At 67.2% G+C, this 21,344-nt stretch carries 17 protein-coding genes, 1 tRNA gene and 2 pseudogenes; 12 read left to right on the top strand and 8 right to left on the bottom strand.

Features of this window, described 5'->3' with window-relative positions:
- The 3 genes and pseudogenes from Q4I23_RS16665 to Q4I23_RS16655 form a co-directional block, all read left to right on the top strand.
- Positions 1–651 (top strand): annotated as a pseudogene (locus Q4I23_RS16665) (carbohydrate-binding domain-containing protein); the annotation flags it as partial.
- Positions 652–984: 333 nt separating this feature from the next.
- Positions 985–1,797, top strand: a complete 813-nt coding sequence (locus Q4I23_RS16660) for an amino acid kinase family protein (protein WP_237908273.1) — start codon at positions 985–987, stop codon at positions 1,795–1,797.
- A 13-nt stretch (positions 1,798–1,810) separates the two neighbouring features.
- Entirely contained in the window at positions 1,811–2,659 is an 849-nt protein-coding gene (locus tag Q4I23_RS16655; RefSeq protein ID WP_498526934.1) for an amino acid kinase family protein, read from the top strand.
- Between the two features lie 86 nt (positions 2,660–2,745).
- On the opposite strand, the gene Q4I23_RS16650 is transcribed toward Q4I23_RS16655, so the two are convergent.
- From Q4I23_RS16650 to Q4I23_RS16635, 4 genes are all read right to left on the bottom strand, one after another.
- On the bottom strand, positions 2,746–3,045 hold the full coding sequence (locus Q4I23_RS16650) for a hypothetical protein (protein ID WP_454021022.1): 300 nt from the start codon (positions 3,043–3,045) through the stop codon (positions 2,746–2,748).
- A 291-nt stretch (positions 3,046–3,336) separates the two neighbouring features.
- The gene (locus Q4I23_RS16645; RefSeq protein WP_454021021.1) at positions 3,337–4,542 is read right to left on the bottom strand and encodes a glycosyltransferase family 4 protein; all 1,206 of its coding nucleotides are present in this window, start codon (positions 4,540–4,542) and stop codon (positions 3,337–3,339) included.
- A gap of 34 nt (positions 4,543–4,576) precedes the next feature.
- The gene (locus Q4I23_RS16640) at positions 4,577–5,269 is read right to left on the bottom strand and encodes a TVP38/TMEM64 family protein (RefSeq protein ID WP_498526933.1); all 693 of its coding nucleotides are present in this window, start codon (positions 5,267–5,269) and stop codon (positions 4,577–4,579) included.
- Between the two features lie 521 nt (positions 5,270–5,790).
- Positions 5,791–6,369 (bottom strand): NUDIX hydrolase, encoded by a 579-nt coding sequence (locus Q4I23_RS16635; protein WP_454021020.1) that lies wholly within the window; start codon positions 6,367–6,369, stop codon positions 5,791–5,793.
- Positions 6,370–6,890: 521 nt separating this feature from the next.
- Here Q4I23_RS16635 and Q4I23_RS16630 point away from each other — a divergent pair.
- The 9 genes from Q4I23_RS16630 (at position 6,891) to pgmG (ending at position 15,944) form a co-directional block, all read left to right on the top strand.
- Positions 6,891–7,337 (top strand): tripartite tricarboxylate transporter TctB family protein, encoded by a 447-nt coding sequence (locus Q4I23_RS16630; protein WP_454021019.1) that lies wholly within the window; start codon positions 6,891–6,893, stop codon positions 7,335–7,337.
- A complete protein-coding gene (locus tag Q4I23_RS16625; RefSeq protein WP_498526932.1) occupies positions 7,334–8,839 on the top strand; it encodes a tripartite tricarboxylate transporter permease in 1,506 nt (501 codons plus the stop codon). The genes Q4I23_RS16630 and Q4I23_RS16625 overlap by 4 nt, the downstream gene beginning before the upstream one ends.
- Before the next feature lie 78 nt (positions 8,840–8,917).
- Positions 8,918–9,586, top strand: a complete 669-nt coding sequence (locus Q4I23_RS16620; RefSeq protein ID WP_498526931.1) for a 4-carboxy-4-hydroxy-2-oxoadipate aldolase/oxaloacetate decarboxylase — start codon at positions 8,918–8,920, stop codon at positions 9,584–9,586.
- 393 nt (positions 9,587–9,979) lie between these two features.
- Positions 9,980–10,054 (top strand) — tRNA-Gly (locus tag Q4I23_RS16615).
- 146 nt (positions 10,055–10,200) lie between these two features.
- Positions 10,201–11,283, top strand: coding sequence for a UDP-N-acetylglucosamine 4,6-dehydratase (inverting) (gene pseB, locus Q4I23_RS16610; RefSeq protein WP_498526930.1), 1,083 nt, complete (start codon positions 10,201–10,203; stop codon positions 11,281–11,283).
- The gene (gene pseC, locus Q4I23_RS16605; RefSeq protein WP_498526929.1) at positions 11,283–12,530 is read left to right on the top strand and encodes a UDP-4-amino-4,6-dideoxy-N-acetyl-beta-L-altrosamine transaminase; all 1,248 of its coding nucleotides are present in this window, start codon (positions 11,283–11,285) and stop codon (positions 12,528–12,530) included. Before pseB ends, pseC begins: the two co-directional genes overlap by 1 nt.
- Positions 12,531–12,615: 85 nt before the next feature.
- Positions 12,616–12,912 carry a hypothetical protein gene (locus Q4I23_RS16600; RefSeq protein ID WP_109068154.1) on the top strand — a complete coding sequence of 99 codons (297 nt, stop codon included), beginning with the start codon at positions 12,616–12,618 and terminating at the stop codon, positions 12,910–12,912.
- A 270-nt stretch (positions 12,913–13,182) separates the two neighbouring features.
- Positions 13,183–14,508, top strand: a complete 1,326-nt coding sequence (locus Q4I23_RS16595; RefSeq protein WP_454021014.1) for a UDP-glucose dehydrogenase family protein — start codon at positions 13,183–13,185, stop codon at positions 14,506–14,508.
- Positions 14,509–14,540: 32 nt separating this feature from the next.
- Positions 14,541–15,944 (top strand): phosphoglucomutase/phosphomannomutase PgmG, encoded by a 1,404-nt coding sequence (pgmG, locus tag Q4I23_RS16590; RefSeq protein ID WP_498526928.1) that lies wholly within the window; start codon positions 14,541–14,543, stop codon positions 15,942–15,944.
- A gap of 138 nt (positions 15,945–16,082) precedes the next feature.
- On the opposite strand, the gene Q4I23_RS16585 is transcribed toward pgmG, so the two are convergent.
- From Q4I23_RS16585 to Q4I23_RS16570, 4 genes and pseudogenes are all read right to left on the bottom strand, one after another.
- Positions 16,083–16,952 (bottom strand): ParB/RepB/Spo0J family partition protein, encoded by an 870-nt coding sequence (locus Q4I23_RS16585; RefSeq protein ID WP_237908285.1) that lies wholly within the window; start codon positions 16,950–16,952, stop codon positions 16,083–16,085.
- Complete coding sequence (locus Q4I23_RS16580; protein ID WP_014200331.1) at positions 16,942–17,934, bottom strand: AAA family ATPase; 993 nt, start codon at positions 17,932–17,934, stop codon at positions 16,942–16,944. The genes Q4I23_RS16585 and Q4I23_RS16580 overlap by 11 nt, the downstream gene beginning before the upstream one ends.
- 183 nt (positions 17,935–18,117) lie before the next feature.
- Positions 18,118–20,415 carry a DUF4347 domain-containing protein gene (locus Q4I23_RS16575; protein ID WP_498526927.1) on the bottom strand — a complete coding sequence of 766 codons (2,298 nt, stop codon included), beginning with the start codon at positions 20,413–20,415 and terminating at the stop codon, positions 18,118–18,120.
- A gap of 428 nt (positions 20,416–20,843) precedes the next feature.
- Positions 20,844–21,344, bottom strand: a pseudogene (locus Q4I23_RS16570) (DUF4347 domain-containing protein); the annotation flags it as partial.

Here is a 21,344-nt window from a genome sequence, read left to right as displayed (position 1 = left end):
CTCGCGTATAATCGTCGGCAGCGTCAGATGTGTATAAGAGACAGCTCTCCGACGCCGTCGCCGGCCGCCCCGTCGGTTTCGGCGCCGCTTCCCGACCCGGTTCCGGCGCGGCCCTCCGTGCCTTTCAGCCGGATCGTGGACGGTGTGCAGACGAGGGTAGCGGCCTACGCCTACGAGGGGCCGGTCACCACCCTGCAGTGGAGCTTCCTGGGAACCGCCGAGGACGAGGTGGTCGGCGGGTCGGACGGCAACGACTTCATCAACCTGATGGGCGGCGACGACGCGGCGGCGGGTGGGGCCGGTGACGACGTGCTGGACGGCGGCTCCGGCTCCAACTGGCTGATCGGCGGGCCGGGCCACGACACCTTCTTCGTGGATGGGCGTGGGGGCGAGGTCACTTGGTCCACCATCGTCGATCTGGAACGCGGCGAGTGGGCGACCCTCTGGGGATTCGTGCCCGGACAGTCCCGGCTGACCTGGGAGGAGATGGGCGGCGCCGAAGGCTACAAGGGCGCCACCGTCCGCTGCGACATCGACGGCAACGGCACCATCGACGCCAGCATGACCTTCACCGGTATGGCCGTGAGCGCCATGACCGTCACCACCGGCATGGCCGGCAGCGAGTCCTACATCGCCTTCATCACCCTGTAGCCGGCTCCTTTTCCACCATGCACCGCCGGGACCACACGCAACACCCCGGCGGACGGAGCAGACGGCAGAAGCGGCGTTATCACCGCCACCTTCATAACGCCATGAAAAACAACAATATTTTTTAATTTCCGGGTTGACGCTTACACGGGAAGAGATCACGGTTCCGTCAACGCCTGATACAAGGCCTAGCCTTTGAAACGCCGTTTTGCGGGATCGACAAGGCGGGGCCACACCCGCTTGCCACTGATTCCGCCGGATGCCTTTCCCTCGGACCGGACCGGGAGGAAACGGCCCCCACCGACATGCCTTCGAACCGAAAGGGAACAGCCCCTCATGACCAGCACGACAGCGGAGCTTGAAGCGCTCCTCATGCAGCGGTCGCTGACCGACGCGCAGCTTCTGGCGGCGGCGGACGTCGCGGCGGATTTCCGCATCCTGCCGAACGCGACGGTGCTCAAGATCGGCGGGCAGAGCGTCATCGACCGCGGCCGCGCCGCCGTCTACCCGCTGGTCGACGAGATCGTCGCCGCCCGCAAGGAGCACAAGCTGCTGATCGGAACCGGCGCCGGAACCCGCGCCCGCCACATCTACTCGATCGCGGCGGGACTGAACCTGCCGGCCGGCCTGCTCTCGCAGCTCGGCGGCTCGGTCGCCGACCAGAACGCCGCGATGCTCGGCCAGCTCCTCGCCAAGCATGGCATCTCCGCGGTGGACGGCGCCGGCTTGTCGTCGGTACCGTTATTCCTGGCCGAAGTGAACGCCGTCGTCTTCAGCGGCATGCCGCCCTACAAGCTGTGGATGCGCCCTGCCGCCGAGGGCGTCATTCCGCCCTACCGCACCGACGCCGGCTGCTTCCTGGTGGCCGAACAGTTCGGCTGCAGGGCGATGATCTACGTGAAGGACGAGAACGGGCTCTACACCGGGAACCCGAAGACCTCCAGGAACGCCACCTTCATCCCGAGGATCTCGGTGGACGAGATGAAGGCGAAGGGGCTTCAGGACTCGATCCTGGAGTTCCCGGTGCTCGACCTGCTGAAGAACGCCCGCCACGTCCGCGAGGTGCAGGTCGTCAACGGCCTCGTCCCCGGCAACCTGACCCGCGCGCTCGCCGGCGAGCATGTCGGCACCATCATCACCGCGCGCTGAAGGACCACACGCCATGTCCGACACCCAGCACAAGAAGCATGCCAACAACATCAAGCATGTGGCCTCGCCGCTCGCGCGCCAGACCCTTCTCGACGGCAGCCTGACCGCCCCGGTCGCCGGCGTCTGCCCGATCCGCCTGCTGCCCTGGCTCCAGGTCGTGAAGATCGGCGGGCGGTCGATCATGGACCGCGGCCACGAGGCGATCCTGCCAATCGTCGAGGAGATCCGGAGCATCCTGCCGGAGCACCGGCTGCTGATTCTGACCGGCGCCGGCATCCGCGCCCGCCATCTCTACAGCGTCGGGCTGGATCTCGGCCTGCCGGTCGGCTCGCTCGCCCCGCTCGCCGCGACCGAGGCCGGGCAGAACGGCCACATCCTGGCCGCGCTGCTCTCGCCGGACGGCGTGTCCTACGTCGAGCACGGCACCATCGCGAACCAGTTGGCGGTTCATCTGTCGGCCGCCCGCGCCGTGGTGGGCAGCGCCTTCCCGCCCTACCATCACCACGAGTTCCCCGGCTCGCGCATCCCGCAGCATCGGGCCGACACCGGCGCATTCCTGCTGGCCGACGCCCTGGGCGCCGCCGGGCTGACCATCGTGGAGGATGTGGACGGCATCTACAGCGCCGACCCGAACGGCCCCGAGGGCGGCACGGCAGAGCTGCTGCGTGAGACCACCGCCACCGAATTGGCGAAGCAGGGCGGCACGTTGCCGCTGGACGGTGCGCTGCTGGAGGTGATGGCGAACGCCCGCCACCTGGAGCGCGTGCAGGTCGTCAACGGGCTGGTTCCGGGCCGCCTGACCGCCGCGCTGCGCGGCGGGCATGTCGGCACCATCATCCGCACTGGTGCCCGCCCGCTCTGAGCGGCACCGGTCCGTCAAAGAACGACGAAGGCGTCCGATGGCAACACCGGACGCCTTTCGCGCATGAACGGCGCGCTTTCAGGAATTCAGTTGCTCGTCACCGGCTTGCGGACGGCCTTCTGTCCGTCGACCTTCGCCACGGCCTTGACGGCGGGCGGCGCCATGTCCTCCGAGGATGCCTGCTGAAGCCGGCCCTGCGGGCTCGCCTTCGACGGGAAAGCCACCGGCAGCAGCATCGCGGCGAAGACGGCGACGGCGATCAGGGTCTTCACGGCCTCCCAGGCGAAGCCGCCGCGGCGCGGGGTGTTGGACAGCAAGAGGGCGTCATCCGCCTCCAGGGCGGTCGCCGAAGCAGCCGGCATCGGCTGGACTGCGGTCATGGACATGGCAGGCACTCGTGTTCGGGTTCGCCGGATTGGTACCCATACCATCGCAAGGGTCATGCCATGCCCCGCGCCCTGATCCGGCGATTCCCACGCCTTCGTTTGGAAATTATCTCAAAATCAAACCAATGCCGGGGGTTCCGCCCCGCCGCCGCCCTCGGTACGGGCATCGCGTTTCGCGGGCGCAAAAAAGTCATTTCCGGCTCACGCGCTCGGCAAAAATCTCCCTATGGGCGGCGGCTTCTGCCCACCCACCGGAAAATATTGCCTCTTGGAGTGGGGGCTTCCCTCGCCTCAGGCCATCGCGCGGATCAGCGCGATCTGGCGTTCCAGGCAATGGGACAGGTCGAACCGCTCCACCGCCGTCTCCCGCGCGGCGCGGGCCAGCGGGGCGAAGGCGCCGGGGTCCTCCAGCACCGCGACGGCTTTGCCAGCGATATCGTCGGGGGAGAAGAAATCGGCCAGCAGTCCATTCTCGCCGTGCCGGATGACTTCCCGCACTGGAGCGGTGTCGGAGCCGATCACCACGCAGCCGAGCGCCATGGATTCCACCATCGACCAGGACAGGACGAAGGGATAGGTCAGGTAGACATGCGCCCGCGACAGCCGCAGGACCGACAGATACTGATCGTAGGGAAGGTGCCCCAGGAAATGGACGCGCGCCGGGTCCAGCGGCACCTCGGCCAGCATGGTTTCCCGCCAGCTCTTCCCGCCGGGAGGCGCCGAGCCGTAGCTGACCTCGTCGCCGCCAGCGATCAGCACATGGGCCTTGGGACGCGCCTCCAGGATGCCCGGCAGGGCGCGCATGAAGCTGGGGAAACCGCGGTAGGGCTCCAGGTTGCGCACGGCGTAGGTCAGCACCTCGTCCTGGCGCGTCAGCACCGTGCCGTCGGCCAGGGTGACCCGGATGTCCGGGTCGGGCAGAAGGTGGGCGGTGTCCACCCCGTCGTGGATGACCTCGATCTTCGGGTGGAACGGCGCCGGGTGGGAGTCGCGCTGCCACTCGGTCGGGGCGATGCCGCGGTCGCAGGCCTCCAGCGCCAGCAGCAGCGGCGTGCTGCGCATGCGCAGCCGCAGCACGGTGTCCACATTGACCGGGACCGACGGGTCGAAGCCGACGTCCAGCCCCTGGGCGCGGTAGAAGAACTCGCAGTAGTTCAGGTAGGGGGCGTTGGGGAACACGTCCTTGACGAACAGCGTCTCGCCCCAACCCGGATGGCCGACGATGACGTCAGGGCGGAAGCCCTCCTCGCGCAGGCCCATCAGCAGCCGGGCCGCGGCCTGCCCGTGCAGGACCGCGTTCTCCGTGGACACCAGATAGGGATGCGCGTTCTCCCGCGCCTTTCGGCTGGGCTGGTAGGAGAGGCGGCGGACGTTCGGGATGTCCCGGTCGGTGCGCTTGGTGATGAAGACGACACGGTTCGCCGGGTCGGCGGCCAGGCGGGCGGCCAGATGCTTGTACTGGCCGGGCATGTTCTGGTGAATGAAGACGATGTTCATGGTGTCTCCGCAAGGACCATGCAAGGCGGCGCCGTCAGGCGCGCCCGGCGCCGAACTTCTCCCGCAGCTTCGGCCCGACCTTCGGCAGCAGAACCGACAGGATCAGCAGGCTGAGCCCAATGACGGTCGGCGCGATCCAGTCCGGCTTGCCGGCCAGGGCGTGGTCGCCCGCGGCGCCGAACTGCACGAAGGCCACGGTCATCGGCAACTGCCCGACCAGCGACCCGAAGGCGTAGGCGCCGAGCCGCACCCGCGTCAGACCGAGCGCGTAGTTCACACCGCTGTGCGGCAGCACGGGAACCAGCCGCAGCATGGCGACGGCGCGCCAGCCGCCGGTCTCCAACCGGCGCAGGACGTCGCCCCAGCGCGCCCGGTCCAGGGCCGGAACCAGCCCGTCGCAGACATAGCGGGTCAGCAGGAAGCCGGTGGAGGCGCCGATCACACTGCCCGCCGCCGCCAGCACCCCGCCCCACCAGACTCCGAAGACCAGCCCGGCGACCATCGCCATGACGGAGCGCGGGAAGAACAGCAGGCTGGCCAGGATGTGCAGGAACAGGAACAGGACCGGTGCCGCGGGGTGATGACGCAGGATGTCCTGGAGCGCGTCCATCCCGAAGGCGCCATGCCATGACCACCAAGCCCCGGCTCCGCCAAGCAGGAGCAGGACGAGCAGCCCCCGCCCGAGGTTGCGGAGGGTGGACAGGGAGGGTGTGCGGCGCTCGGCCATGGTGCGGGCCTTCGGTTCAACGAACGGGGCTTCTATGGTCCGGCTTGCATATCATGGGCGCTACCACGCCGCGAGAGACGATCGCACAGGCGCCGGGCGACACCCCCACAGGCCGGAGTCAAGAAAAAGGCCGCAGCCAGGACGGCGCGGCCTTCAAGTCTAGGGAGGAAACGCCCAAAGGGCATCCGGGACTCAATTTATGCTGCAATGCAGCAAAGGTCAAGCCCCTGCTGAGCGGTCCTCGCAAAAATACCCCGCGCTTTGTCGTCCCCCTCCCCATCCCTTTGAATGACAGGATCCGGAAAAAGAAAAGGCTGCAGCCGGTGAGGCGCATCCTAGTTCTGGGAGGGAGGAAACCAAGAGAACTTGGTGTGGCCATTTATGAACCGATTTGATTAACAGCGCGTAAACGGGCCATGTATTCCGAAGACATACTCATTTTTTGACAAAGATCAAAAAAGCCAAGCTTCCGCTTGGCTGGAGGAAAGACGGCTTGCTGCACAGCGGCAAGCGAAGCCGCGTCACCGGTGACGGTGGCTGAGCGCCGTCCGGATGTCGTTCTGCCACACCATGCTGACCAGGGCGATCTGGGTGAGCAGGGCGATCTCGCCCTGTCCGATGGCGGTCAGCAGTTCCTCCCGCGTCATGAACAGGATTTCCGTCTCCTCCAGATCGTCGGACAGCGGATCGGCCACCTGGCGGCAACCGGTGGCGTGAAACATATGGGACACCGCACCGCCCTGGTTGGCGTTGACCGTATAGCCGCCAAGCGCCGTCCAATGGTCGGAGACGAAACCGGTCTCCTCCAGAAGCTCCCGCCGGGCCGCTTCCAGCGGGTCTTCGTCCGGCGACAGATGGCCGCCGGGAAAGGTCAGATTCACGCGCCGCGGCCCGTGCCGATACTGGCGATAAACGATGGCGCGCCCATCCTCCATCTCGGCGAAGATACAGGCAAAGGACGGCATGTCGAACTGGTAGTAGTCCCGGATGACCCGCCCATCGGGTAGTTCCACCGTCTCGACATGGACTTTCAAGAATGGATCGGCGTCGAGCAGTTCGCGGCTTTCAAGCACGGTCCACGGGCGCAGGCGGCGCGTCATCCCCTGATCTCCTTCGTCCTGTCCTTGTTTACGGCGCGCCCTGGGTAACGGGCATGCGCCGCCGGGGCAAGAAACATGAAAGGGCGGCTTTCAGATTTCGCAGCGCTGCGTGCATTCGAAAACACTCATCAACCTTTCAGTGATTCATCAGTCAGAAAGGCAAGCCTTCGTCCTCACACTCCGGCTCATGAGCAGCACAAACACGCAATGATTCGATGCTCTTGCCCTTTTTGGTAATCTGATTAGGATGCATAAACAACGAGGGATAAAGATTCCCTGTTGAATTTTATCCTTATGCTTGTGAAAGGCGATGGGTCGGCGACCGGAGCCGCACTCACCTCCTCCGAAAGCCGCCCATTGAAAGCCGTGGAAGCCCCATGCCGAGCCTGCCCTTCTCAGACCTCCGCCCCCCTTCTTCCACGACCGCCCCACCCCGCGGCCTGTCCACAGCCGCTCGCGACACCGCGCGAGACGCGCTCGAAAACACGCTCCCAACCATCGCGGATGGCAGGGAGGCGCCTTTGGGGATTCCGGTCCGGGCGCCGCAGGATCTGGCCGCCGGCCTGCTGATCGCGGCTTTCGGTCTGGCCGCCCTGTGGCTGGGGCGCGATTGGCCCACCGGGACGCTCGCCTACGTGCAATCCGGTTTCTTCCCGCGGATGATCGGGTTTCTGATGGTGCTGGCCGGCGCCGTGGTGACCGGGCGAAGCCTGCTGGCCCATGGCGCCGGCCTGCCGGCCTGTGGCTGGCGCCCTCTTCTTGGCGTGACGGCGGCGGTGCTGGCCTTCGCCGGAACGGTGGAACTCCTGGGGCTGGTGCCCGCGGTGCTGATTCTGGTGGGGCTGGGCAATCTGGCCGGCCAACCGTTGCGCCCGGTTCCTCTGGCCTTTCTGGGCGGCACCCTGGCGGCGGGCTGCGTCGCGCTGTTCGTCTGGGGACTGGGCCTGCCCCTGCGGGTGTGGCCATGACGGAGTTGCTCGGCAACCTGCTGCTCGGCCTGTCGGTCTCGCTGTCCCCGGACAATCTGCTGCTCTGCTTCGGCGGGGCGTTGATCGGCACGCTGATCGGTGTCCTGCCCGGTCTGGGTCCCACCGCGACGGTGGCGATGCTCCTGCCCCTGACCTTCCACCTGCCGCCGGTCGGCGCGCTCATCATGCTGGCGGGCATCTTCTACGGCTCGCAGTATGGCGGGTCGGCGACGGCGATCCTGGTGAATCTGCCCGGCGAATCCTCCTCCGTCGTCACCTGCCTGGACGGCCACGCCATGGCGCGGCAGGGCCGGGCCGGAGTGGCACTCGCCACGGCGGCGCTCGCCTCGCTGTTCGCCGGCATCGTCACGACCTTCCTGATCGCCGTGGCGGGCCCGCCGCTGGCCGGGGTGGCGCTCGCCTTCGGGCCGGCGGAGTATGTGTCGCTGATGCTGCTGGGCCTGATCGGGGCAGTGACGCTGGCCCACGGATCGGTGGTGAAGGCCATCGCGATGATCCTGTTGGGCCTGCTGCTGAGCATGGTCGGCACCGACGTGAATTCCGGCGACACGCGTTTCACCTTCGGCCTGCCGCAGCTTTACGACGGCATCGACTTCGTTCCGCTCGCCATGGGCCTGTTCGGGCTGGCCGAGATCATCGCCAGCCTGGAGCAGACCGGCGGCGTCGGGCGGACCACCGCCCCCATCGCCAGCCTGTGGCCGAAACGCGAGGATATCCGCCAAGCTTGGCCGGCGACGGTACGCGGCACGGTGATGGGGGCGCTGCTGGGCATCCTGCCCGGCGGCGGCGCCACGCTGGGCTCCTTCGCCGCCTATTCGCTGGAAAAGAAGGTGTCCCGCCGGCCGGAGCGCTTCGGCCAGGGCGCCATCGAGGGAGTGGCCGCACCGGAGGCCGCCAACAACGCCGCCTCGCAAGCCTGCTTCATCCCGATGCTCAGCCTGGGCATCCCGCCCAACGCCATCATGGCCCTGATGATCGGCGCCATGACCATCCACGGCATTACGCCGGGGCCGCAGATCATGGCCAAGCAGCCGGAGCTGTTCTGGGGCATGATCGCCAGCATGCTGATCGGCAACGTGATCCTGGTGATCCTGAACCTGCCGATGATCGGGCTGTGGGTGCGGCTGCTGCGGGTGCCCTACGGCTATCTGTTCCCGGCCATCCTGGTCTTCTGCTGCATCGGCACCTACACGCTGAACAACAGCGCTTTCAACGTTCTGCTGATGGCTCTGTTCGGCGTCCTGGGCTACGTCCTGCGCAAGCTGGACTGCGAGCCGGCGCCGCTGATGCTGGGCTTCGTGCTGGGTCCCCTGCTGGAGGAGAATCTGGGGCGCGCCCTGCTGCTGTCGGGTGGCGACCCCACCGTCTTCGCCACCCGCCCGATCAGCGGCAGTCTGCTGGTCGCCGCCGCCCTTCTGCTCCTCCTGATGGTGATGCCGGCGGTGCGCCGCCGCCGCGACGAGGCCTTCAAGGACGAATGAGTCCCAATGCTTCCTTATCCCCGCCCGCCCTCTCTTCCGGAAGCGGGCGGCCTTCACGCCGTGAAAGGTGCCTGTGCGATGAGCGTCGTCAAAGAGTTTCCCCGTCCCGCCCCCGATCTGGTCGCCGCGTTTCGAGGCCAGTCCCCCGCCACGCTGCACGAAGCGATGGGCAAGAAGGGCGCAATGTCCTTTCCGATCAAGCCTCTCTATCAAGGCATGACGCTGTTCGGCACCGCGGTGACCGTATCCGGCGGCCCCACCGACAATCTGATGATCCACGCCGCCATGGCGCTGACCCGTCCGGGCGACGTGCTGGTGGTGGATTTCAAGGGCATGACCGAGGCTGGCCCCTGGGGCGACGTGCTGACCGAGGCGGCGATCCAACGGGGCTTGGCCGGGCTGGTCATCGACGGTTGCGTGCGCGACGCCGCGGCCATCCGCAACATGGGCTTTCCCGTCTTCTGCCGGGGGACCAGCATGAAGGGCACCACGAAGACCCAACCCACAGGCGACGTGAACACCCCCATCGTCTGTGGCGGCGTGATGGTCGCGCCGGGCGACATCGTGATTGGCGACGACGACGGGGTGGTCGTGGTGCCCCAGGCCGAAGCCGCCGCCACGCTCGCCAAGGCGGCAGGGCGCGAGCGGATGGAGGAGGGCCTGCGCGAACAGCTCCGTGCCGGACGGACGACGGTCGAGGCGCTGACGCTGGAATCCTATTTGGAAGCCGGCGGCATCAGGCTGTGACGCGGAGCACCGCGGGCAGGCGGGGCCAAGTCCCGCCTACCATTGCCTAGAGTGGTATTACCGGTTCTCGGCAAAGGAACGGCGATAGGCAAAAAAAAGCCGCGTCCGGACACGAGGTCGGCGCGGCAGACGAATGCTCTTAGAGCATCATGATGTTTTTGGTTTCCTCCCCAGACCTCAAGGCCTTTGTTTTGTGAGAGGAAATTTCCACAGTCGACGCAGGGAAGTCAACAGCATTGAGCGGGTTATAACTTTAAGCCTAACGTCTCCTTCCGATGCGCCAAGAAGGCGGATGGAGGCGTCCGAAGAGAAAAATCTCAGCGCAAGCCAAACAGAGGGCTTGCGCTCCGCCGGGCGCGTGCGGTATCTCCCTGCCTCCTTCGTTGGAGCGGCGCGGGCGTAGCTCAGGGGTAGAGCACAACCTTGCCAAGGTTGGGGTCGAGGGTTCGAATCCCTTCGCCCGCTCCAGTATCACGAAGCCTTTTCCATATCATCGCCGGTCGGATGAAAAGCGCGCCGCAGCGCCGTCCCTGCGCGCGAAAGCCGCGGATTCCTTGCTGGAATGTTAACCCGCTGCTAGGGGTCTCGGGCTAAGGTCGATCGAACCGGCCTGAATGAACCACGAAGCGCGAACGCCCCTGACCATGCAGCAGCTTGACCGTCCGAACGAATCGCCCACCGAGGCGCTGCTCCCCGGCTTCGGCATGCTGAACGGCCAATCGATCCTGGTGACCGGGGGAAGTGGGTCCTTCGGAAAGCGTTTCGTGGAGACGGTGCTGCGCCACGCCAGCCCGCGCCGGGTCATCGTTTTCTCCCGCGACGAGTTCAAGCAGTACGAGATGCAGCAGCAGCTCGGCCCCGAATGGGCGTCCACGCTGCGCTTCTTCATTGGCGACGTGCGCGACCGCGAGCGGCTGGAACTGGCCATGCGCGAAGTGGACGTGTGCGTCCACGCCGCCGCGCTGAAGCATGTGCCTGCCGCCGAATACAACCCCATGGAATGCATCCACACCAACGTCTATGGGGCGGAAAACGTGGTGCGGGCCGCGCTGAACACCGGCGTGAAGCGGGTGATCGCCCTGTCCACAGACAAGGCGGCCAACCCGGTCAACCTCTACGGCGCCAGCAAGCTGGCCTCGGACAAGATCTTCATCGCCGCCAACAACCTGTCCGGCTCGCTCGGCACGCGCTTCTCGGTGGTGCGCTACGGCAATGTGGTGGGGTCCCGCGGGTCGGTGATCCCCCTGTTCCGCCGGATGATCGCGGAAGGGGCGGTGTCCCTGCCGGTCACCGACGACCGGATGACCCGCTTCTGGATCACGCTGCAGCACGGGGTGGACTTCGTCGTCTCCTGCATCGCGATGATGCAGGGCGGGGAGATCTTCGTGCCCAAGATCCCCAGCATGCGCATCGCCGATCTGGCCCGCGCGATGGCTCCGCATCTGCCGCACAAGCAGGTCGGCATCCGCCCCGGTGAGAAGCTGCACGAGGTGATGATCACCGAGGACGATTCCCGCCAGACCTTCGAACTGCCGGACCGCTTCGTCATCGAGCCGGCCTTCGCCTTCTGGACGCACGAGCCCTATCAGCGGCTGGGCGCCAGGCCGGTCGCCGACGGCTTCCGCTACGCCAGCGACACCAACGGCGACTGGCTGGACGGCGCGCGGCTGATGCGGCTTCTCGCGGAAGCGCCGTGATGGGCGAACCGGTGTCCCGGCCGCCACTGCCTTTTCTGCCCTACGGGCGCCAGGACGTCGATCAGGCCGACATCGACGCGGTGACCGCGGTCCTGCGCGGCGACTGGCTGACCCAGGGGCCGACGGTGGAGGCGTTCGAGCGCGCGCTGTGCGAGCGCACCGGCGCGGCCCATGCGGTGTCCTGCGCCAACGGGACCGCCGCCCTGCATCTGGCCACCCTCGCGCTGGGGCTCGGCCCCGGCGACGCGGTGGTGGTGCCCACCATCACCTTCCTCGCCACCGCCAACGCCGCCCGCTACGTGGGAGCAGAAGTCGCTTTCGCCGACGTCGATCCCGAGACCGGCCTGATGGGGCCGGAGCAGGCGGAGGCGGCGATGGAGCGGGCCACCCGCGCCGGCTGGCGGGTGCGCGCCCTGGCGCCTGTGCATTTCGCCGGGCAGACCGCGGACATGGCCGGGCTCGCCGCGCTCGCCGCCCGCCATGGGCTGGCGGTGATCGAGGATGCCTGCCACGCCATCGGCAGCGTGGACGTGACGCCGGACGGGCGGGCCCTGCCGGTCGGCTCCAACGGCTTCGGCACCCTCACCGCCTTCTCCTTCCACCCCGTGAAGACCATCGCGGCGGGCGAAGGCGGGGCGGTGACTACCAATGATCCGGCCCTCGCCGCCCGCCTGCGCCGCTTTCGCAATCACGGGATGGAGCGGGACCCGGCGGGATTCGAAGACCGCGGGGCCGCCTTCACCGCCGATGGGACCGCCAATCCCTGGTATTACGAGATGGCGGAACCGGGCTTCAATTACCGCCTGACCGACATTCACTCGGCGCTCGCCCTGAGCCAGCTCGAGCGGCTGGACGCCTTCGTGGAGCGGCGGCGCCATCTGATGGACCTCTACACGGAGCGACTGGCCCCGCTGGCCCCGCTGGTCCTGCCCGCCGCCCGCGCGCCCTGGTGCCGCCCGGCCTGGCACCTCTGCGCCGTCCGCGTCGACTTCGCCGCCGCCGGACGGGCACGGGCACAGGTCATGACCGATCTGCGGGTCCTGGGCATCGGCACCCAGGTTCATTATATTCCGGTCCACCGACAGCCCTACTGGCGCGAACGCTACGGTGACCTCGCCCTGCCCGGCGCCGACGCCCATTACACCCGGACGCTGTCGTTACCCCTGTTTCCAGCCATGGCGGACGCCGATGTGGACCGGATCGTCACAGCCCTGGCCGGAGCGCTGGGACGGCCCTCACCGGCGTGACAACCCGGCGTCATTGCTGGACAGTTTTCTCTCTTCCAAAAATGCGCTATGCCAAGCGACATCTGGAATGCTTCGGAGCAGGGTCATGGCCGAGGGTACTGTGGACTATTACGCGATGGTCGAAGAGGCCTGGCAACTGAGCGACACCGCGCGCGACTATGTGAAGAACGCGGGCCGCGACGTGGACAACGCCGAGCTGTGGGAAAAAGTCTTCGCCGCCTCGCCCCTGATCGACCTGGAGCGCACCCGCGCCGAGGGGGGCCAGCCGCTGCAGAAGATCTTCTTCAAGAACCCCTACGGCCTGCAGTACCGGGCCGACCACAAGGATTGGATACCGTTCCGTCACGGTGCCCTGGACCCCGCTTACCTCCAGGCGATCTGATTTCAGACGATCCGGGGCGTCTGGGATTTCCAGGCGGTTCCGCGGCGGCCGGCCGCGCCGGCACGGCAACCCCGGCGCGGCCGCCATCGACGCCCCGCATCGACTTTCAGAAGGCGCGCCCTCCACGCGGCAGGCTGCCGCAGGTGGTGTCCGCATCACGGCTATCCTGATAGAACAAGGCAACCATTGAAGGCGGTCACCGTTCTGCTCCATGCCGAAAGCTGGACCGGGAACGGACGGCCTTAAGGGTGTTGAAAACAAGGGTTCCTCATGCGCATCGCGATGATCGGTACGGGCTATGTCGGGCTGGTGTCCGGCGCCTGCTTTTCGGAATTCGGCGTCCACGTCACCTGCGTCGACAAGGACGCCGGCAAGATCGAGCGCCTGAAGCGTGGTGAGATCCCGATCTATGAACCCGGCCTGGATGAACTGGTCGCGCGCAACGTCGCCGCCGGACGTCTTTCCTTCACGCTCGATCTGAAGGAAGCCATGGCCGGCGTGGACGCCGTGTTCATCGCGGTGGGCACCCCGACCCGGCGCGGCGATGGCCATGCCGATCTCTCCTACGTCTACGCCGCCGCCGAGGAGATCGCCGCCAACCTCGACCACTACACGGTGGTGGTGAACAAGTCGACCGTGCCGGTCGGGACGGGCCGCGAGGTCCAGGCGATCATCCGCCGCGCCAACCCCGGCGCCGATTTCGACGTGGCGAGCAATCCGGAGTTCCTGCGCGAAGGCTCGGCCATCGGCGACTTCATGCGCCCCGACCGCGTGGTCATCGGCACCAGCTCGGAGCGCGCCGCCGAGGTGATGCGCCGCCTCTATCGCCCGCTCTACCTGATCGAGACGCCGATCGTCCTGACCTCGCTGGAAACGGCGGAGTTGACCAAATACGCAGCCAACACCTTCCTGGCCGCCAAAATCACCTTCATCAACGAGATCGCCGACCTCTGCGAGAAGGTGGGCGCCAACGTCCATGACGTGGCCCGCGGCATCGGGCTGGACGGGCGCATCGGCAAGAAGTTCCTACACCCCGGTCCGGGTTATGGCGGCTCCTGCTTCCCCAAGGACACGTTGGCCCTGGTGCGCACCGCCCAGCAGGTGGGCAGCCCGCTGCGCATCATCGAGACGGTTGTCGACATCAACGACAAGCGCAAGAAGCAGATGGCCGAGCGTATCATCGCCGCCTGCGGCGGGTCGGTGGCCGGCAAGACGATCGGCGTTCTGGGCGTTACCTTCAAGCCCAACACCGACGACATGCGTGATGCCCCGTCACTGGACATCGTCCCGGCACTGCAGGCCGCCGGCGCCACCGTGCGCGCCTATGATCCCGCCGGCATGCACGAGGCCGAGAGGCTGCTGCCCGGCGTGGTCTGGGCGAAGGACGCCTACGGCGCCCTGGACGGAGCCGACTGCGTCGCCATCCTGACGGAATGGAACGAGTTCCGCGCGCTGGATCTGAAGCGGGTCAAGGCCCTGCTGAAACGGCCGGTCATGGTCGATCTGCGCAACGTCTACAATCCGGGGGACATGGCGGCTGCCGGCTTCGCCTACTCCTCCATCGGACGGCCCACCGCACTGTCCCAGAACGTCTGAAGCGATCCGGTCCAAGGAGAACTGTCGAGACCATGAGCGAAGCCCACATTTTTCACCCGACCGTGCTGCGCGAATACGACATCCGCGGCATCGTCGGCAGCACCCTGACCGCGGCGGACGCCCGCGCGGTCGGACGGGCCTTCGGCACCGTGGTCGCCCGCGGCGGCGGGAAGACCGTCTGCGTCGGCTACGATGGCCGGCTCTCCTCGCCGGAGCTGGAAGCCGCCATGGTGGAGGGCCTGGTCGCCTGCGGCCTGCATGTGCTGCGCATCGGGCTCGGCCCCACCCCAATGCTGTATTTCGCCACCCGCGACCGCGAGGCGGCGGCCGGCATCATGATCACCGGTTCGCACAACCCGCCGGACTACAACGGCATCAAGATGATGCTGGGCAAGGGTCCGGTCTATGGCCAGCAGATCCTCGACATCGGCACCATCGCGTCGAAGGCCGACTACGTCTCCGGCGAAGGGTCGTCGGAACAGCTCGATATCAAGGACGCCTATGTGGAGCGCCTGCTGCGCGACTATGACGGCACCCGCGACCTGACCATCGCCTGGGACGCCGGCAACGGCGCCTCTGGAGAGATCCTGCGCCGCCTGACCGCGAAGCTGCCGGGCAAGCACGTCCTGCTGTTCGACGAGATCGACGGCAACTTCCCCAACCACCATCCGGACCCGACGGTCGAGAAGAATCTCGTCGACCTGAAGGCGGCGGTGGCGGAGCATGGCTGCGACATCGGCATTGGCTTCGACGGCGACGGCGACCGCATCGGCGCCATCGACCATCTGGGCCGCGTGGTGTGGGGCGACCAGCTCGTGGCGATCTACGCCGCCGACGTGCTGAAGAGCCACCCCGGCGCGACGATCATCGCCGACGTGAAGGCCAGCCAAACGCTGTTCGACGAGATTGCCCGGCTCGGCGGCAACCCGCTGATGTGGAAGACCGGCCATTCGCTGCTGAAGGCGAAGATGGCCGAAACCGGCTCGCCGCTGGCCGGCGAGATGTCGGGCCACATCTTCTTCGCCGACAAATGGTATGGCTTCGACGACGCGCTCTACTGCGCGGTGCGTCTGATCGGTCTGGTCAGCAAGCTGAATCAGCCGCTGTCGGAACTGCGCGACCGCCTGCCGGACGTGGTGAACACCCCGGAAACCCGCTTCCAGGTGAGCGAAGAGCGCAAGTTCCAGGTCGTCCAGGAGGTCAAGGCCCGCCTGAAGGCCGAGGGTGCAGACGTCAACGACATCGACGGCGTGCGCGTCAAGACGGCGGACGGCTGGTGGTTGCTGCGCGCCTCCAACACCCAGGACGTGCTGGTGGCCCGCGCGGAGTCCGGCACGCCTGAAGGGCTGGAGCGGCTGAAGGGCATGGTCGTGGCGCAGTTGGAAGCCTCCGGCCTCCAGGCCCCGTCCTTCGAGGACGGCGGCAGCGCCCACTGATCGGCCGAAATCGAAAAGGCCCTTCCCTGCGGATGCGGGGAAGGGCCTTTTTCTTTGCCTGGGTTCCGACAATGCCGGTGAGAATTCTCACCGCTTCGCGTGAGGAAAAGGATCGGTGAGAATTCTCACCGGCTCCGGTCAGTTTTCCTCACCGTCCAGAATGGCGTCGATGGAACGGCGCAGGTCGCGCAGGACCTCGCGGTCCACATCCCCCAGCCGCTTCGGCTTCTCCTGGAAAGCGTACAGGGCCTCGCGCGTGCGTAGGATGTTGCGGGAGACGCGCAGGCTGAAGGCGCTCAGCACCGCCTCCGGCTCGTCCCGCGCGCCCGGCGTCGCGGCGACGGGGGCGCGGGGTTCAGGCTGGGGCTGGTCGTCGGCCAAGCGGTCGAGCAGGCGCATCTGCTCCTCCGCGTCGTCGAGCGCGGCGATCTGGTAGAGCCTGTAGCGGGCGACCTTCCTCTCCGCACTTTCACAGCGTTCCCTTACCGCCGGGGCGACCCGGGTCAGCCCAAGGGTCCGGGTGATCTCCGCCTTGTCGCGCCCCATGATCTGGCCGAGATCGGCGTGGGAATAGCCATGCTTCTCCACGAGCGCCACGAAGGCGTCGGCCTCTTCGAAGGGCGTCAGATCGGCGCGCAGGACGTTCTCCACCACCGCCACCTCGGCGGTGTCGATGCCCTCCGGCACGAGGATGCAGGGCACCGTCTGCTGGCCGAGCGCGCGGACCGCGCGCAGGCGCCGCTCCCCGAAGACGAGCTGGAAGCGGCTCGGCCCCAGCTCCCGCACGCCGATCGGCTGCTGCAGGCCGTATTTGCGGATGGAGTCCGTCAGGGCGGCCAGTTCCGCCTCGTCGAAGCGGCGGCGCGGCTGGTCGGGGTTAGCCTCGATCCAGTCCACGTCGGGATAGACGAGACGCACACCCTGTTCCGGCTCCGCGAAGACAGCGAGCGCGCCGCGGCTCATAGCGTTCAGCCGGGCAAGGTTCCCGGTTCCGAGTTTACGCGACATTGGCCACCTCCACGCGCTTGCGCCGCTCCACGACGATGGCGTCGGCGAGCGCCCGGTAGGACGAGGCGCCCGGTGCGTCCGGCACCGCCTCCAGGGCGGCGCGTCCGGCAAGGGCGGCGTCGCCGTAGATCGTCGCCCGCGGCACCGGCGGGAAGATGCGCAGCGTGCCGCCCAGCGCGCTGTGGAGTTGCTCCAGGGTCACCTGATGCTGATTCAGCCGGGCGTTGTGCATGGTCGGCAGGATGCCCAGGACGGCGAGGCTGGGGTGGCAGCGCCGCTTCAGCTTGTTGATCGTCTTCAGAAGATGGTTCACGCCGATGGAGGACAGATACTCGGTCTGGCAGGGGATGACGATGAGGTCCGACGCCACCAGCCCGTTGGCGGTGCATTGGCCCAGGTTCGGCGGGCAGTCGATGAAGATGAAGTCATAGGCCGACCGCGCGTCCTGAAGCCGTTCCCGCAGGGCCATGGGGCCGCTGGGGTCGGCGGTCAGCTCCACCTCGACCGACGCCAGTTCGATGCTCGACGGGGCGATCTCCAGCCCGATGTCGCCGACCGGGACGACGATGTCCTCGACGGCGACCTCCTCACGCAGCACGTGGGCAAGCGACTTGCGCCGGCCCTCCTCGTACTCGATCAGGTCGATGCCGAGATGCGCCGTGGCGTTGGCCTGCGGGTCAGCGTCAATGATGAGCACGCGGTAGCCCTCGCGGGCCAGGATGCTGGCGGTGTTCACCGTGCAGGTGGTCTTTCCGACCCCGCCCTTCTGGTTGGCGAGGCAGATGACCAGCGCCGGGCCATGCTTGCCGTCCACCACCGCCGTCTCCTTCAGGAGGAAGCGGACCACCGCGTCGGGGATCTTCTCGCTGTTGCTTTCCCAGCGGGAGATCTTGGACCGGTCGTAGCGCCGCTCCAGCCGCTCGTTCAGCCAGGCCGCGAAATCCGGCTGTGAAAGTTTGCGCTCCTCGCGCAGGAGCCTCATGTCTTCGCCACGCAACGTCAACCTCCACAGCGAATGCGCTTGCCGTGTTCAACCGATACGATGGACGCCCGAATCGGTCAAGGTTGACGGTCACCCCCGTTGCATCAACAGCCGGCATCAACAGGAAAAAGCCGGCCCAGGGGAGGGCATCCCCCGGACCGGCGCGTTTCGCACGACCTCAGCTTACAGGTTGATGAAGGCGATGTAGTTCTGGTCGCCCATGGTGCCGGTGGTGGTGGTCATGGCACCCACAGCCTTGCCGGTGAAGGTCATGCTGGCGTCGATGGTGCCGTTGCCGTCGATGTCGCAATGGACCGTCGCGCCCTTGTAGCCTTCGGCCCCGCCCATCTCTTCCCAGGAGAGCTTGGAGACGCCCTCCTGGTAGCCCCACATCGTGGCCCACTCGCCCTGCTCCAGGTCGGTGACGGTGGACCAGGTGGTCTCGGTGCCGCGGCCGTCGACGAAGAAGGTGTCCTTGCCCGAACCGCCGATCAGCCAGTTGGAGCCCGAGCCGCCGTCCAGCACGTCGTCACCGGCCCCGCCCCAGGCCGCGTCATCGCCGCCCAGCAGGTTGATGAAGTCGTTGCCGTCCGACCCGCCCAGCACCTCGCTGCGGGAGTCGCCCAGGAAGGTCCACTGCAGGGTGGAGACCGGCCCCTCGTAGGCGTAGGCCTTCACGTCCTCGGTCACGCCGTCCACGATGCGCTGCATGGCGGTCGAAGGACGGTCGTCCACCGGCGGGGTGGTGGTCGGCGGCTCCGTCGTGGGGGGCGTCGTGGTCGGCGGTTCCGTGGTGGGAGGCTCGGTCGTCGGTGGGGTGGTGGTCGGCGGTTCCGTCGTGGGAGGCGTCGTGGTGGGCGGCGCGTCGATCAGCGTGACGGTGTCGCCGTTGAGCTGGAACTGCCCGGCGGTGAAGCTGCCGACGAAGCGCAGGGTCACGTCGGCGCCCGCCGTGGCGTCGGTGCCGATGCGCAGGAAGGTGACGCCATCCACCGTCTCCGCCTGCACCTGCCCGGCGCCGAGCTGGCTGCCGTTGCCGGCGGTGGCCGTCCCAGTCATGGCCGTGCCGGTGATGGTGAAGGCGTCGCCCACCACGGCCCCCGTCACCCCGCTGGTGAAGTTGCTGGCTTGGGCGGTGGTCATCGTCACCGTGTGGCGGACGCTGCCGACCAGATCGAGGTTTTCCACGCTGGTCAGGGTCATGCCGGAGATGTCGATCTGCGGCGTCGCCGTGGTGATCTTGCCTTCCGGATCGGTCACGTTGTCGGAGCTGACGCGCAACGTGTCGGTGCCGGTGCCGCCGTCGTAGGAGACCGTGCCGGCGTCGCCCTGCGCGGCGATGATAAAGGTGTCGTTGCCGGCGCCGCCCTCGATGACGTCGGCCTCGTTCAGGTCGCCGTGCTCGCCGCTGTAGAAGACGTCATCACCGTCGCCGCCGATCATCGTGTCGGCGTCCCAGTCGCCGACCAACGTGTCGTTGCCGGCCCCACCCATCAGGCTGTCCTTGCCGCCGCCGCCGACCAGCAGGTCGTCGCCGTCGTCGCCATAGAGCATGTCGTCGTCGGCGCGCCCGAAGATCTGGTCGTTGCCGGCCCCGCCATGAACGGTGTCGTTGCCGTTGCCGCTCTCCAGCGTGTCGTTGCCGGCCCCGCCGGTCACCAGATCGGCGCCGTCATGGGCCCAGAACCACACGGGGTCGTTCCCGGCCACCATGGTGTCGTCGAAGTTGGAGCCGACCCAGCGCTCAATGTCGATGAAGGTGTCGCCCGCGGCGTCACCCGTGCTGTTGCTCGGGTTCAGCAAGTCCAGCACGAGGCCGGAGGTCGCGGTCTCGTAGGACGCCTCGTCGAAGCCGGCCCCGCCGTCCAGCAGGTCGGCACCCGCACCGCCGATCAGCGTGTCGTTGCCGCCGCCGCCAATCAGCGTGTCGTTGCCAGCCCCGCCTTCGATCACATCCGGCTCGTCATCGCTGGTCAGCAGGTCGGGGCCCGCCGTCGTGGTGCCGGTCACGGCCAGGACATGGGTCCATCCCTCAACCGCCGCGAAGGGGGAGGGGGCGCCGACCGGCGCGGTGCTCAGATCGAGCGTCCAGGAAGCGCCCCGAGCCGCCGGACCGACCAGACCCGAGGAGGCCGCGACCGCGGCGCCCGTGGTGGCGGCCAACCGGTCGAGGAGGAGACGGCCCTTGGCACCCGCACCGGCATGGCAGGCGTGGATATGGATCTCTGTGCCGCGCGCGTCCGGCCAGGAGCGGTCGAGCAGCGACCGCGCGTCCAGCGGCTGGGCGCCCAGCAGGATCCGTCCCGGCTCGCCATGGGCGACCAGATGCAGGACGGACGGGCGCGTGGCGAGCGCTGCGGCCAGAACGGCATGGGCATCGTCGACGGCGGAGACGAGCATGACCTGGACGTCGGGACGGCGGTGGCTGAGCAGCCCGTCGAGATCCTCAAGTCCAGCGTCCGCGATGATGACTTCGTTCAAGGGAAACTCTCCGTGCATTCTGTGGTGATCGCTGGGGCGCCCGGTCGCATCGTTCGCGTTTACGGGAGGTTCGCGGATACGGGGAAGCGCGACACACAATCACATGCGCTTTCGGAGAGCCTTTTCGCAATTGCCCAAGAAGAAATAACACGTACTCATCAACGGAACATAGTTGTTGGGTTATCTTGATTGATAACGGGAAACTCAATGATCCTATGAACGGTCATTGTCCTATGAGGAAAAGAAACGAAAACTATACATCAAGAGCGAATACAGGGAAAACAGGCGATGTCATCACAATCTTTAGAAGGGGTAGCCCTCCTGCCGATGGGCTGCCTCAAATGGCGGCGGCGAATGAGAAACGGCCTGGGGAACACTCCCCAGGCCGTTTTTTCCGCTCGGTGCCTCAGATCACGAACCGCGCCGGATCACAGGCTGATGAAAGCGATGTAGTTCTGGTCACCCATGGTGCCGGTGGTGGTGGTCATGGCACCCACGGCCTTGCCGGCGAAGGTCATGCTGGCGTCGATGGTGCCATTGCCATCGATGTCACAGTGGACCGTCGCGCCCTTGTAGCCTTCGGCACCGTCCATCTCCTCCCAGCGCAGGGTGGAGACGCCTTCCTTGTAGCCCCAGAGGGTGGACCACTCGCCCTGCTCCAGGTCGGTGACGGTGGACCAGGTGATCTCGGTGCCGCGGCCGTCGACGAAGAAGGTGTCCTTGCCCGAACCGCCGATCAGCCAGTTGGAGCCCGAGCCGCCGTCCAGCACGTCGTCACCGGCCCCGCCCGCCGCCGCGTCGTCGCCGCCCAGCAGGTTCAGGAAGTCGTTGCCGTCCGACCCGCCCAGCACTTCGCTGCGGGAGTCGCCCAGGAAGGTCCACTGCAGGGTGGAGACCGGCCCCTCGTAGGCGTAGGCCTTCACGTCCTC

It is taken from the genome of Azospirillum sp. UFLA03-27, from assembly GCF_059803775.1.
The sequence above is the reverse complement of the archived record's forward strand: the minus strand, read 5'-3'. Positions and strand labels throughout refer to the sequence as shown.

What these genes read in the sequence shown, in the direction of transcription:
- pseB (WP_498526930.1), top strand. Translation starts at nt 10,201, where the DNA reads ATGAACCACGAAGCGCGAACGCCCCTGACCATGCAGCAGCTTGACCGT.
- Q4I23_RS16640 (WP_498526933.1), bottom strand. Translation starts at nt 5,269, where the DNA reads ATGGCCGAGCGCCGCACACCCTCCCTGTCCACCCTCCGCAACCTCGGG.
- pgmG (WP_498526928.1), top strand. Translation starts at nt 14,541, where the DNA reads ATGAGCGAAGCCCACATTTTTCACCCGACCGTGCTGCGCGAATACGAC.
- Q4I23_RS16600 (WP_109068154.1), top strand. Translation starts at nt 12,616, where the DNA reads ATGGCCGAGGGTACTGTGGACTATTACGCGATGGTCGAAGAGGCCTGG.
- Q4I23_RS16650 (WP_454021022.1), bottom strand. Translation starts at nt 3,045, where the DNA reads ATGTCCATGACCGCAGTCCAGCCGATGCCGGCTGCTTCGGCGACCGCC.
- Q4I23_RS16635 (WP_454021020.1), bottom strand. Translation starts at nt 6,369, where the DNA reads ATGACGCGCCGCCTGCGCCCGTGGACCGTGCTTGAAAGCCGCGAACTG.
- Q4I23_RS16625 (WP_498526932.1), top strand. Translation starts at nt 7,334, where the DNA reads ATGACGGAGTTGCTCGGCAACCTGCTGCTCGGCCTGTCGGTCTCGCTG.
- Q4I23_RS16595 (WP_454021014.1), top strand. Translation starts at nt 13,183, where the DNA reads ATGCGCATCGCGATGATCGGTACGGGCTATGTCGGGCTGGTGTCCGGC.
- Q4I23_RS16645 (WP_454021021.1), bottom strand. Translation starts at nt 4,542, where the DNA reads ATGAACATCGTCTTCATTCACCAGAACATGCCCGGCCAGTACAAGCAT.
- Q4I23_RS16655 (WP_498526934.1), top strand. Translation starts at nt 1,811, where the DNA reads ATGTCCGACACCCAGCACAAGAAGCATGCCAACAACATCAAGCATGTG.
- pseC (WP_498526929.1), top strand. Translation starts at nt 11,283, where the DNA reads ATGGGCGAACCGGTGTCCCGGCCGCCACTGCCTTTTCTGCCCTACGGG.
- Q4I23_RS16660 (WP_237908273.1), top strand. Translation starts at nt 985, where the DNA reads ATGACCAGCACGACAGCGGAGCTTGAAGCGCTCCTCATGCAGCGGTCG.
- Q4I23_RS16620 (WP_498526931.1), top strand. Translation starts at nt 8,918, where the DNA reads ATGAGCGTCGTCAAAGAGTTTCCCCGTCCCGCCCCCGATCTGGTCGCC.
- Q4I23_RS16580 (WP_014200331.1), bottom strand. Translation starts at nt 17,934, where the DNA reads ATGAGGCTCCTGCGCGAGGAGCGCAAACTTTCACAGCCGGATTTCGCG.
- Q4I23_RS16585 (WP_237908285.1), bottom strand. Translation starts at nt 16,952, where the DNA reads ATGTCGCGTAAACTCGGAACCGGGAACCTTGCCCGGCTGAACGCTATG.